This window comes from Methyloceanibacter marginalis (assembly GCF_001723295.1).
GTDB classification, from domain to species: Bacteria; Pseudomonadota; Alphaproteobacteria; order Rhizobiales; family Methyloligellaceae; genus Methyloceanibacter; species Methyloceanibacter marginalis.
Genome location: NZ_LPWD01000109.1, coordinates 1 through 11,962, shown reverse-complemented (window position 1 = coordinate 11,962; position 11,962 = coordinate 1). Strand labels below are relative to the sequence as shown.

Genomic DNA, 11,962 nt, shown 5'->3' with positions numbered 1-11,962 from the left:
CGACCGACTCCCCGCCGCAGGATCGGCGATCACCGCGTCGGGCAGGGTGTCAACCGGGATGCGAGCGGTAAAGCACGAAACGGGCGCAGCTCGAACCCGTCGTCCTCAAGCGCGGCTTGCAGATCGAAGGCGACCTTCTCGGCGCCGATATGCACCAGCGGCCCTTTTTCGGGATGCACCTCCCGGCGGATGATTGGCGGCAGCCCCGCGCCGGTGCCGGGGCCGATGGTGACTTCACTGAAACCAAACTGCGCCCGGCCCAAGCGGTCGCCTCGCCCACGGCAAAGAGCGGCAGCGCGGCCACCGCCTCGCGTTGCGGATGATCGGCAAGCGCGCGGAGCGCGTTGCGGCTGGTGATGACGACGGCCTGCACGCCGTCGAGATCGAGCGGAACGCCTTTCAGAAACTCAATGTCCAGGAGCGGCGCGAGCACCGGCTCGTAGCCACGCGCGCGAAGCGCGTCCGCCTCCTGGCGCGCATCGGGCTCAGGCCTGGTCACAAGCACACGCATCAAACCCATCACGGCAGCTTTGCGAGAAAGTTCGTGCCCGCGCGCGCGAGCACATCTTCACCGGCTATCCGGCCGAGCTCCTCGGCCCGCTCCGCCACGCCGGTCATTTCGACATCGTGCCATTCTGCGCCGCCTGGCGACAGGATCAAGCCGCGAAAACGCAGAGCGCCACCGTCAATTTCGGCGAGACCGGCAATCGGCGTGCGGCAAGAGCCGTCGAGTTCGGCGAGGAACGCGCGCTCGCAAGTCACCGCGGCTGCCGTTTGTGGATCGTTCAAAGGCGCCAAGAGACGCTTCGTCTCCGCATCGTGCTCGCGGGTGACAACAGCGATGGCCCCTTGCGCGACCGCGGGCAGCATCTCATCGACGGGCAAGACCGAGGTGACCTTCGACGACAGGCCGAGACGGTCAAGCCCGGCCATGGCAAGCAGCGTGGCATCGGCGACGCCCTCATCGAGCTTTCGCAACCGCGTCTCCACATTGCCACGGAAATCGATAACGCGCAGGATCGGGCCGCAGGCGTTTGACCTGCGCGCCGCGCTCAAGGATGAAGTGCCAACGGCCGCACCGGGCGGAAGTTCCATGATAGAGGCCGCTGCGGGGCTCAGAAAGGCATCGCGCACATCGGCGCGGGGCAGCACGGCGGCCACGCATAGACCGTCCGGGAGCACGGTGGGCAGATCCTTCATGGAGTGCACGGCTAGCGCCACGCCGCCCGCGAGCAGCGCCTCGTCGATCTCCTTGGTGAAGAGCCCCTTGCCGCCGACATCGGCCAGCGGCCTGTCCTGGATGCGGTCACCGGAGGTGGTGATGACGCTGAGGTCCACGGCGCCGTCCTCCAGGCCATGCGCCTCGAGCAGCAGGCCGCGCACATGGTTCGCCTGCCACAGGGCGAGCGGACTGCCACGAGTGCCGATGAGAATCGAGGCCGACAAGGCGGAACTCCTTGAGCTTCCAAGAAAAAGGGAGACGCGCCCCGCATTAATGGACGGTTTCGCCTTCCCCTTCAATCTCCTCGCGAATCCGCACTTGAACCGTATAGAACAGGGCCATGACGGAACGGCCCCTCACCGTGCTCGGGATCGAAACCAGTTGCGACGAGACCGCCGCGGCAGTCGTGCGGCGAGACGCCCGGGGTCGGGGCGAGATCCTGTCCAATGTGGTGTGCGCGCAGCTCGACCTCCATGCGGCCTATGGCGGCGTGGTGCCGGAAATCGCCGCCCGCGCCCATGTGGACCTGCTCGATCCGGCGATCAAACAAGCCCTGGCCGAGGCTAGTCTGGACGTCGCCGAACTCGATGGCGTTGCGGCCGCCGCGGGACCAGGGCTGATCGGCGGGCTGATCGTCGGGGTGACGACGGGGAAAGCCATGGCGCTCGGGCTCGACAAGCCGTTTATGGCCGTCAATCATTTGGAGGCCCATGCGCTGAGCGCAGGGCTCACCGACGCCTTGCGGTTTCCCTACCTCCTTCTGCTTGTCTCCGGAGGACACACGCAACTCCTGATTGTCAAGGACGTGGGCGTGTATGAGCGGCTCGGAACGACACTGGACGACGCGCTGGGCGAGCCTTCGACAAGGCGGCCAAGCTGCTGGGCCTCGGTTATCCCGGCGGGCCCGAGGTGGAGCGACACGCCGCGCGAGGGGAGGCCAGCATCAAAGCTGCCCCGCCCCATGATGGGGCGTCCCGAACCGCATTTCTCGCTCGCAGGGCTCAAGACAGCTTTGCGCCAGGAAGCGACGGCCCGGGCTCCGCTCAGCGAGCAGGACATCGCCGATCTCTGCGCGAGCTTCCAGGAAGCCGTGGCCGACGTGGTGCGCGATCGTGCGGCGCGGGCCATGGAACTCTACGAAGAGCGGCTTGGACCGGGGGCGCAGAACGTGCTCGTGGTGGCAGGCGGGGTCGCGGCCAATCAGCGGCTGCGCGCGGCCCTCGACGAAACCGCCAACGTGCGCGGCTTCCGGCTGGTGGTGCCGCCGCCGGCGCTCTGCACCGACAACGCCGCCATGATCGCCTGGGCGGGCGCGGAACGGTTGGCTCGCGGGCTCGTTGACGACATGGCCGCGCCGGCACGGGCAAGATGGCCGCTCGACCCGGACGCGCCGCCCGCGCTCGGGGCCGGCGTGAAAGCTTGAGACGGTTTCGGTCCGGCGCCACGCCGAAATCTGCGCTATGAAGACCTTGGGGGAGATCATGCAGCTTCAGTCTGTCGGCATTATCGGCGCAGGAGCATGGGGTACGGCGCTCGCCACCGTGGCGCGGCGCGCAGGCCGCGACGTGCTGCTATGGGCGCACGAGCCGGAGACCATTTCAGCCATCAACGACTCGCATCGGAACGAGGTGTTCCTGCCAGGGGTCGCGCTGGATCCGGCCATTGAGGCGACCGGCCGCTTCAACGAGGTCGCCACCTGCGACCTGCTGCTGATGGTGCGCCCGCGCCAGCACCTGCGCGCCATCGCGGGCGAACTCAAGCCTTACGTGCGCGAAGGCCAGCCCTTCCTCATCTGCGCCAAGGGGATCGAGCAGGCAACCGGCAGGCTGATGTCGCAGATCGCCGCGGAGCTGTTGCCCGCGGCGGCCATCGCCGTGCTGTCGGGACCGAGCTTTGCCGCCGACGTAGCGCGCGGCCTCCCCGCCGCGGTGACTCTGGCCACGGGAGAAGAGGAACTGGGGCGCGAGCTTTCGCATGCGCTGAGCTCGCCGCCCTTCCGGGGCTATTGGAGCGGCGACGTGCTCGGCGCGGAGATCGGCGGCGCGGTGAAGAACGTCTATGCCATTGCGGCGGGGATCGTCGTCGGCAAGGAACTCGGCGAAAGCGCGAAAGCCGGCCTCGTCACGCGGAGCTTCGCCGAAATGGCACGCTTCGCGGTCGCACTGGGCGGTAAGCTCGAGACGCTGATCGGGCTCTCGGGCCTCGGCGACTTGGTGCTCACCTGCGGCAGCCCGAAATCACGCAACATGTCACTCGGCGTGGCGCTGGGCGAAGGCATGAGCGCGGAAGAGGCGCTGTCGGGGCGCCTGACGGTGACCGAGGGCGTGGCAACGGCGCGGGCCATGGTGGAAATCGCGCAGGTCCGCGGCATCGAACTCCCCATCGCGGAGGCCGTCCACGCGGTGATCACAGGCCAAACCTCGGTAGATGCGGCCATCGAGTCGCTGTTGTCGCGCCCGCTCCGTTCGGAACTCTAAGCAGGCTCTTGCCCGGCATCCCCTCGCGCAATAGTTTCAGCGGCAATCAAAGGGAACGCCAACGATGCTGTTTGCGCTCATCTGCACTGACAAGCCGGACGGCCTGCCGATCCGCAAAGAGAAGCGTCCGGAGCACCTCGCCTATCTGAAGAGCCTCGGCGGCGCGCTCAAGTTCGCCGGGCCTTTTACGCAGGACGACGGCGAGACCATGAACGGCAGCCTGGTCGTCGTGGAGGCAGACTCGCTCCAGTCCGCGCGCGCGATCGCGGACGGCGACCCTTTCGCCAAGGCCGGTGTGTTTGCCACGGTCGAGATCAGGCCGTGGAAGTGGACCATCAACAACCCCGACGAGACCTAAGGTCCATGGCCTATTGGCTGCTGAAATCGGAGCCCGGGGCCTGGTCTTGGGAGCAACAGAAGAAAGAAGGCAGACAAGGCGCCGAGTGGGACGGCGTGCGCAACTACCAGGCGCGCAACAACATGAAGGCCATGAAGAAGGGCGACCTTGCTTTCTTCTATCATTCGGTCGGGGAGAAAGCGTGCGTGGGCATCGTCAAGGTGGTGGCCGAGGCCCATCCCGATTCGACCGACGGCACGGGTCAGTGGGAGTGCGTGGACGTGGCGGCGGTCACGGACCTGCCGAAGCCCGTGACGCTCGCCGAAATCAAGACCACGCCGCAGCTCAAAGACATGGTGCTGGTCAACAACTCACGGCTGTCGGTGCAGCCGGTGACGGCGGGGGAATGGCGCAAAGTCTGCGCGCTCGGCGGCCTCAAAGATCCCCCGACAGCCTAGTGCCGGAAATGCCCCCCTTGAGGTAGAGTCGCGGAGACAACGCGAGGGGGAAGCGCATGACATTCTCTGGGATAAACTACATTGCCGTGATCATCGCCACGCTGGCGGGCTTCGGCCTCGGTGCGGTGTGGTACATGGCGCTCGGCGGCGCCTGGATGCGGGCCTTGGGCAAGACGAAAGACCAGTTTGACCATGGCGAGGGCGCGGCCAAGGCGCTGCCCTTTATTATTTCACTCGTAGCCCTGTTCTTGATGGCCTGGATGCTGGCCGGATTGATGGGCCATCTCGGCGACGTAACGGTGCGCGGCGGGGCCATAAGCGGGCTGTTCATTTGGGTCGGCTTCGTCATCACCACCATGGGCGTCAATCACGCCTTCAGCGGCGCAAAGCCCATGTTGACCTTGATCGACGGCGGCCACTGGCTCGCCGTGCTGCTCGTCATGGGCGCGGTGATCGGCGCCTTCGGCGTCTAGACGAAAGGATGATGAACAGGCACTTCTCGCAAAGTTAGCCGCGGGCCATAATGACCGGAGAAAGCACCAATAAGCACCACAAAGCGTGCGCTGCGTAGGGAGGTACGGACAAATGTCCGAGCACAAGAACTACAAACTCGAGACGGTGGCGGTCCCGGACGAATGGATGGACCGTGCCTACATCGACAAGGCTCTCTACGAGAGGGGCTATAAGCAAAGCGTCGAGGATCCGGATACGTTCTGGGGCAAGGAAGCCAAGCGCCTCGACTGGATCAAGCCGTATACGCGCGTGAAGAACACGACGTTCGAATATCCGGACGTCTCCATCAAATGGTTCGAGGACGGCACGCTCAACGTCTCGGCAAATTGCGTGGACCGGCACCTCGGCCAACGCGGCGACCATACAGCCATCATCTGGGAGCCCGACGACCCGAATACGCCCGCGCGGCACATCACCTATCGCGAGCTCTACGAGAATGTCTGCCGCTTCGCCAATGTACTCAAAGCAGAAGGCGTGAAAAAGGGCGACAGGGTCACGATCTACCTGCCGATGATTCCCGAAGCCGCTTACGCCATGCTGGCCTGCGCGCGCATTGGCGCGGTCCATTCAATCGTGTTCGGCGGCTTCTCGCCGGACTCGCTCGCCGGCCGCATCGAGGACTGCAAATCGGGCTTTGTCATCACGGCAGACGAAGGCTTGCGCGGCGGACGCAAGATTCCGCTCAAAGCCAATACCGACACGGCGATCGACAAGAGTGGTCACGTGCAGAAGGTGCTGGTGGTCCGGCATACCGGCGGCAATGTTCCCTGGACCGAAGGCCGCGATGTGTGGCTCGACGAAGCGATGGCCAAGGTAGACGCCGAATGTCCGCCGGAAGAAATGAACGCCGAGGACCCGCTCTTCATCCTCTACACCTCGGGCTCGACGGGGAAGCCTAAGGGAGTGCTGCACACCACCGGCGGTTATCTCGTCTTTGCCGCGATGACGCATCAATACGTCTTCGACTATCACGAGGGCGACATCTATTGGTGCACGGCGGATGTCGGCTGGGTCACGGGCCACAGCTATATCGTCTACGGTCCGCTCGCCAACGGCGCGACCACACTGATGTTCGAAGGCGTGCCAAATTACCCGGACGCCTCGCGCTTCTGGCAGGTGGTCGACAAGCACAAGGTCAACATCTTCTACACCGCGCCGACAGCCATCCGCGCGCTGATGGGCGCGGGCGACCAATACGTAACGGGCGCGAGCCGCAAGTCGCTGAGGCTGCTTGGCACGGTCGGCGAGCCGATCAATCCGGAAGCCTGGGAGTGGTATTACCACGTGGTCGGCGAGACCCGCTGTCCGATCGTGGACACGTGGTGGCAGACCGAGACAGGCGGGATTCTCATCACCCCGCTGCCTGGCGCCACCACGCTCAAGCCGGGCTCGGCGACCCTCCCCTTCTTCGGCGTGCAACCCGCGCTGGTCGATGCGGACGGCAAAACGCTCGAAGGCGAGGCGTCGGGCAATCTCGTCATCCTCGACGCGTGGCCCGGCATGATGCGCACGGTCTACGGCGACCATCAGCGCTTCGTGGAAACCTATTTCTCCGCCTACAAGGGCAAGTATTTCACCGGCGACGGCTGCCGCCGCGACGCGGACGGCTATTACTGGATCACGGGCCGAGTCGACGACGTCATCAACGTCTCCGGGCATCGCATGGGCACGGCGGAAGTGGAATCCGCGCTCGTCTCCCATCCGAAGGTCTCCGAAGCCGCCGTGGTCGGCTATCCCCACGACATCAAGGGCCAGGGCATCTATTGCTACGTGACCTTGATGTCCGGCGAAGAAGGGGAAGACGCCCTAAAAAAAGAGCTGCGCGAGTGGGTGCGCAACGAGATCGGTCCCATCGCGTCCCCCGACCACATTCAATTCGCGCCGGGCCTGCCCAAGACACGATCAGGCAAGATCATGCGGCGAATCTTGCGTAAGATCGCCGAAGACGAGTACGGCAATCTCGGCGATACTTCGACCTTGGCCGATCCCGGCGTGGTGTCGGATCTTGTCGAGAACCGCCAGAACCGAAGGCAGGCCTGAGCAGCGCGCCCCAAAGAGGGGCTGGGGGGGGGGGGACGTAAGATGTCGTGGCTGATGCGGATTCTGGTCGGGCTCGGGCTTGTGCTCGCGCTCGTTATCGTCCTCGTGCTAGTGATCGGCAATATCGGCACGCGCGATGAGACCACCCAGGCGATTTCCATGACCGTGGGCAACCGCACCGTGACGGTCGCCGGACACTACAAGGACATGACGCAGGAATCGGTCGCCGACGGCATCAAGGTCATCGTCGACGGCCACGAGGTCCTCATCACCACCGACCAGCTCTCGGTCGACGGCAAGATGGAAACTTTGGAGCCTGACGAGGATGTCACGGTCTACGTGAACCAGGACGGCAAGGTTCAGGTGAAGGTGGTCCCGCGAGGCGAAGGGGCCTCCGAAGAGGCCCCGAGCTAAGTCGTCCGTCCGTCGTTGGGCTTTAGCCCGCCATCACCTTGGTGAAATAGGCAAGGAGCGCGTTCCACGCATCCTTGGTGTCGCGGTCGAACGCCTTGTCGAGCGAGCGCTCCAGCGTCCACACCAGCGCGCGAGACATGGTGCGGTAATGGCGCGTGCGGATGCCCATCTGGCGGTGGCGCGCGCGAGCAGTTTCAAGGTCGGCGCCAGACCGTCCTCGTGGCCGAGTGAGATCATGGCGAGCTTGGCGCCGGCGGCAAATTTCTTGGCCTGGATCTCAACCGGGCCCGAGAACTTCTTGCGCAGGCTCGGATCGAGGCGGAACAGCTTCAGGAAAAAGAGCTGAGCGACGAGATCGAGCGCCGGCTCGATGCGCAGAAAGCTCACGCGAATCAGACGCTTCTGCTCTGCTGAGAGCTGAGTCTCGCCGGTCGGGGCGGTTGCTCCCCGACGCGTCCTTTTCTTCGGGGCATCAACGGTCGATTGCAGTGCGGCTGGCATGATCGGGCTACTCCTCGAACTGGCGTTGCCGGCCAGCATGGGGCAGATCGGATTGACGAACCGTTAAGGTCAACGGGGCCTTAAGGCCGCGCGGCGCAAGCGGGCCGGGGACAAGATTTTCCCTGGCTTGCCAAGCTCTTGCGCTGGACCCCACGGCTTCCAACATATTGGTGGCGGCGGCTTTCGCCGTTTTTGGAGGCCTACAATCCATGAGCTATTTCCGCACCGCCATTCTGCTCGCGGGCATGACCGCGCTGTTCATGGGGATCGGATTCCTGATCGGCGGCCAGACCGGGATGATCATCGCCCTGCTGGTCGCGGGCAGCATGAACCTGTTCGCCTACTGGAACTCCGACAAGATGGTGTTGCGCATGTACGGCGCGCGCGAGGTCGACGCACGCTCGGCGCCGGAGCTTTACGACATGGTGCAGACGCTCGCGAACAGTGCGGGGCTTCCCATGCCTAAGGTCTACATCATGGAGAACCCCCAGCCGAATGCGTTCGCCACGGGCCGCAACCCGGAAAACGCGGCGGTGGCCGTGACCACCGGGTTGATGCAGACCGTGAACAGGGATGAGCTTGCCGGCGTGATCGCCCACGAGCTCGCGCATATTCGCCATCACGACACCCTGCTCATGACCGTCACCGCGACCATCGCCGGCGCCATCTCCATGCTTGCCAACTTCGCCATGTTCACGGGCGGCGGGAACCGTGACAATGGCGGCATCGGCACGATCGGGGCGATCGCGCTGATGATCCTCGGGCCGCTGGCGGCGGGCCTGGTGCAGATGGCCATCAGTCGCACGCGCGAATACGAGGCGGACCGCGGCGGCGCGGAGATCAGCGGCCAGCCTTTATCGCTCGCCTCCGCGCTTCAGAAGATCGCCGGCGCCGCGCACCGCATCCCCAACATGGCGGCGGAGCGCAATCCGGCCTCGGCGCATATGTTCATCATCAATCCGCTGTCGGGCTTCCGCGTGGACAAGCTGTTCTCCACGCATCCGGCGGTCGAGGATCGCGTAGCGCGGCTCGAGGCGCTCTCCAAGGCAATGGGCGCCACGGGCGGGAGCATGGCGGCCGAGCCTGCGGGCCCTTGGTCGGACAGCCGGACCCGCGCCTCCCGCGGACCTTGGGGCTAAGCCTGTTGGGACTAGGGGGCGAGCGCTTCCCCTGCTAAAGCCATGACCATGACCGCATCCAAACCTGCGCCCAAGGCCCCGCCGCGTCCCTTGTCGCGGACGCGCGATCATCAAGTGGGACTGCCCGCAAGGCGCGCGGCCACCAATCTGCTGGACGCCGTTTTGCAGAAAAAACAGCCGCTCGACGACGTGCTCGGGCGTGCGCAGGACGGTGGTTATATGTTCGATCTTCCCGCGCGGGATCGTGCTTTGGCGCGCGCAATTGTGGGGACATCATTGCGCCGGCGCGGGCAGCTCGATGCGGTGCTGAACAGTTTCCTGGAGCGGGGATTACCGGCCAAGGCCGGCACGCTCTATCCGATCCTGCTCTCCGGCGCGGCGCAGCTTCTCTTCATGAATGTGCCGGCGCATGCGGCCCTCGATCTTGCGGTGCGGCTCGCCCAATGGGACCCGAAGGCCAAGCGCTACGACAAGCTGGTGAACGCGGTTCTGCGGCGGGTGGCCGACAAGGGCACTGAGATCCTTTCCAAGCTGAACGCCCCGCGCGTCAACACGCCGGACTGGCTGTGGGACCGCTGGGTCCGGGCCTGGGGCAAGGAGCGCGCGCTTGAGATCGCCGCAAGTCATCTCGTGGAGGCCCCGCTCGATCTCACAGTGAAGTCCGACCCCGAAGGCTGGGCCGAGCGGCTGGAGGGACGCGTTCTACCCTCCGGCAGCGTGCGGCTCCTGCCCAAGGGCCGCATCGAGGAGCTTCCCGGATTTTCGGAAGGCGGATGGTGGGTGCAGGACGTGGCCGCGTCACTTCCCGCCAAGATGCTCGGCGATCTCGCGGGCAAGCGTGTGGCCGATCTTTGCGCGGCGCCCGGCGGCAAGACGGCGCAGCTTCTGCTTGCCGGCGCGACGGTGGTCGCGGTCGACAGCTCGCCGACCCGGCTCAAGCTGCTCGAACAAAATCTCAAGCGCCTCGGGCTTGCGGCCGAGACAATTCAGGCGGACGCCGCCACCTGGCAGCCCGAGGAACGGTTCGACGCCATCCTGCTCGATGCGCCCTGTTCCTCCACCGGCACGATCCGCCGCCACCCGGACATTCCCTATCTCAAGTCGGACAAGGACATCGCCGAGCTCGCCGGCCTCCAGGCGCGGCTTCTCGACAATGCCGTCAGCCTGCTCAAGCCCGGCGGCACGCTGGTTTATTCCACCTGCTCGCTGGAGCCCGAGGAAGGCGAGGCCCAGGTTGCCGCGCTGATGGCCCGAAATCCCGCCATTCGCATCGATCCCTTGCGCCCGGACGAGCCCTTCGGCGACACGGAGTGGGCCCAAGCCAGCGGAATCTTGCGGACGTTTCCCTTCCAATTTCAGCTCGATTCCCCGGAATGGAGCGGCATGGACGGCTTTTTCGCGGCGCGCCTGACGCGCGAGGGTTAACGAAACAGCGTATGCCACTTGCCCCCGGGGGCGGCGTGCAAGAAAATGGTCGCCTCTAGAGTTCCAGGGCGGCGGGGGAGCTCTGCGCTACGAGTATCGAGCGCGGGCTGGCGTGGAGAATGACCCATATGGCTGGTGACCAGGCCTTCGAGCGCGGCTCTCGCGTTCAAGAGCTACCCCTTGGCGGGCCGAGTCCCTTCCGGCGCCTGATGCTCTCCAGCATGGCAAGCTTCAGCTATCCCGGCTCCCAGGCGGAGCAACTTCTCTTGGCACCCCAAGAGCTTAGGACGGCCGATCCGAGCTTCGCCACCGAGGTCTATAACGGCCATTTCGGACTGCGGGGAAAGCTCGCCGAGCTGGGCGCGGAGTCTCCTTTCGAGATCCGGCCGCCATCGGCCAACTGGGCGCGCGAGCTTTACGGCTTTGGCTGGCTGCGCCATTTGCGCGCCGCCGACAGCGAGCTGTCGCGCGAGCAGGCCAAGGCGCTGGTCCACGACTTCATCCGCCTGCGCCGCCAGATCCACGGGCTTGCCTGGCAGCCGGAAATAGTCGGCCGCCGGGTGATCTCCTGGCTGTCCAACTCGGTGCTGATCCTCGATGCGGGCGAGCCGCAAGCCTACGAGGCCTCTTGAAGGCGCTCACCACCCAGCTCCGCTATTTGTCGGCGAGCTATCGCGATACGCCGGACGGCGTGCCGCGGCTTCTCACGCTCACGGCGCTGCTCTATGCAGGTCTCTGCATCGCCGACCAGCAGGCGGTGGTCGACCGCTACACCAAACCGTTCTGCCGGGAGCTCAATCGGCAGATCCTGCCCGACGGCGGGCACATCTCGCGGAACCCGGAAGCGCTGATCGAGCTTCTGCTCGATCTGCTTCCCTTGCGTCAGTGCTTCGTGGCGCGCGACCGCACCCCGCCCAAAGAGCTCACCGACGCGATCGACCGGATCATGCCGATGCTGCGCTTCTTCCGGCTCGGCGACGGGACCATGGCGCGCTTCAACGGCGCAGGGCCGACGCCCACCGACGCGCTCGCCACCGTGCTCGCCTATGACGACATCGAAGGCGCGCCGGTCCGCACGGCGGCCAATTCCGGCTATGTGCGGGTCGAGGCGGGGACCACGCTGATCATCTGCGATCTCGGGCCGCCGCCGGTGACCTCGCTCACGCGAGAGGCCCATGCGGGGTTCATGTCCTTCGAGATGAGCTCGAACGAGGCGCCCGTGGTCATCAATTGCGGCACGCCCACACCCGACCACGACGATTGGCGGCTGTTCGCCCGCACCACCCCCGCCCACTCCACGCTCAGCCTCGAGGAAGACTCGCTTGCGGAGTTCTCCGGCATGGCCAATGGCGCCGAGCCGCCGGCGGACGCCACGCTTTCAGGTCCGCTCAATCCGCAAGGCGCTTTCTCCGACCAGGGCGACAATCTGCGCATCA

General features: G+C 65.5%; 14 protein-coding genes. 11 read left to right on the top strand and 3 right to left on the bottom strand.

The features are described 5' to 3' along the window. Nucleotides 1–49: 49 nt before the first annotated feature. The gene (locus AUC71_RS04910; RefSeq protein WP_069623362.1) at nt 50–520 is read right to left on the bottom strand and encodes a uroporphyrinogen-III synthase; all 471 of its coding nucleotides are present in this window, start codon (nt 518–520) and stop codon (nt 50–52) included. Then, nucleotides 520–1,446, bottom strand: a complete 927-nt coding sequence (hemC, locus tag AUC71_RS04905) for a hydroxymethylbilane synthase (RefSeq protein WP_069623361.1) — start codon at nt 1,444–1,446, stop codon at nt 520–522. The genes AUC71_RS04910 and hemC overlap by 1 nt, the downstream gene beginning before the upstream one ends. A gap of 116 nt (nt 1,447–1,562) precedes the next feature. On the opposite strand from hemC, the gene tsaD reads away from it, so the two are divergent. From tsaD to AUC71_RS04870, 7 genes are all read left to right on the top strand, one after another. Then, nucleotides 1,563–2,645, top strand: a complete 1,083-nt coding sequence (gene tsaD / locus AUC71_RS04900; RefSeq protein ID WP_083238088.1) for a tRNA (adenosine(37)-N6)-threonylcarbamoyltransferase complex transferase subunit TsaD — start codon at nt 1,563–1,565, stop codon at nt 2,643–2,645. Nucleotides 2,646–2,703: 58 nt separating this feature from the next. Then, on the top strand, nt 2,704–3,699 hold the full coding sequence (locus AUC71_RS04895; protein WP_069623364.1) for an NAD(P)H-dependent glycerol-3-phosphate dehydrogenase: 996 nt from the start codon (nt 2,704–2,706) through the stop codon (nt 3,697–3,699). Between the two features lie 64 nt (nt 3,700–3,763). Then, nucleotides 3,764–4,057: a YciI family protein gene (locus AUC71_RS04890; protein ID WP_069623360.1), complete on the top strand. Its 294-nt coding sequence runs from the start codon at nt 3,764–3,766 to the stop codon at nt 4,055–4,057. A gap of 5 nt (nt 4,058–4,062) precedes the next feature. After that, the gene (locus AUC71_RS04885) at nt 4,063–4,494 is read left to right on the top strand and encodes an EVE domain-containing protein (protein ID WP_069623359.1); all 432 of its coding nucleotides are present in this window, start codon (nt 4,063–4,065) and stop codon (nt 4,492–4,494) included. A gap of 56 nt (nt 4,495–4,550) precedes the next feature. Further along, nucleotides 4,551–4,967 (top strand): DUF1761 domain-containing protein, encoded by a 417-nt coding sequence (locus AUC71_RS04880; protein ID WP_069623358.1) that lies wholly within the window; start codon nt 4,551–4,553, stop codon nt 4,965–4,967. A gap of 112 nt (nt 4,968–5,079) precedes the next feature. Continuing rightward, entirely contained in the window at nt 5,080–7,047 is a 1,968-nt protein-coding gene (acs, locus tag AUC71_RS04875; protein ID WP_069623357.1) for an acetate--CoA ligase, read from the top strand. Nucleotides 7,048–7,089: 42 nt separating this feature from the next. Then, entirely contained in the window at nt 7,090–7,461 is a 372-nt protein-coding gene (locus AUC71_RS04870; RefSeq protein ID WP_141701457.1) for a hypothetical protein, read from the top strand. A gap of 22 nt (nt 7,462–7,483) precedes the next feature. Here AUC71_RS04870 and AUC71_RS22570 read toward each other — a convergent pair whose 3' ends face one another. Then, nucleotides 7,484–7,630, bottom strand: coding sequence for a globin domain-containing protein (locus tag AUC71_RS22570; RefSeq protein ID WP_425283356.1), 147 nt, complete (start codon nt 7,628–7,630; stop codon nt 7,484–7,486). A 541-nt stretch (nt 7,631–8,171) separates the two neighbouring features. Between AUC71_RS22570 and htpX the strand changes: the two genes are divergently transcribed. The 4 genes from htpX to AUC71_RS04850 form a co-directional block, all read left to right on the top strand. Next, nucleotides 8,172–9,101 carry a zinc metalloprotease HtpX gene (gene htpX / locus AUC71_RS04865; RefSeq protein ID WP_069623355.1) on the top strand — a complete coding sequence of 310 codons (930 nt, stop codon included), beginning with the start codon at nt 8,172–8,174 and terminating at the stop codon, nt 9,099–9,101. 48 nt (nt 9,102–9,149) lie between these two features. After that, a complete protein-coding gene (gene rsmB, locus AUC71_RS04860; RefSeq protein ID WP_083238089.1) occupies nt 9,150–10,526 on the top strand; it encodes a 16S rRNA (cytosine(967)-C(5))-methyltransferase RsmB in 1,377 nt (458 codons plus the stop codon). Nucleotides 10,527–10,645: 119 nt separating this feature from the next. Next, nucleotides 10,646–11,158, top strand: a complete 513-nt coding sequence (locus AUC71_RS04855) for a hypothetical protein (protein ID WP_141701455.1) — start codon at nt 10,646–10,648, stop codon at nt 11,156–11,158. Next, the coding region (locus AUC71_RS04850) for a heparinase II/III domain-containing protein (RefSeq protein ID WP_193427013.1) at nt 11,155–11,962 on the top strand (808 nt) is incomplete at its 3' end. The genes AUC71_RS04855 and AUC71_RS04850, both read left to right, overlap by 4 nt.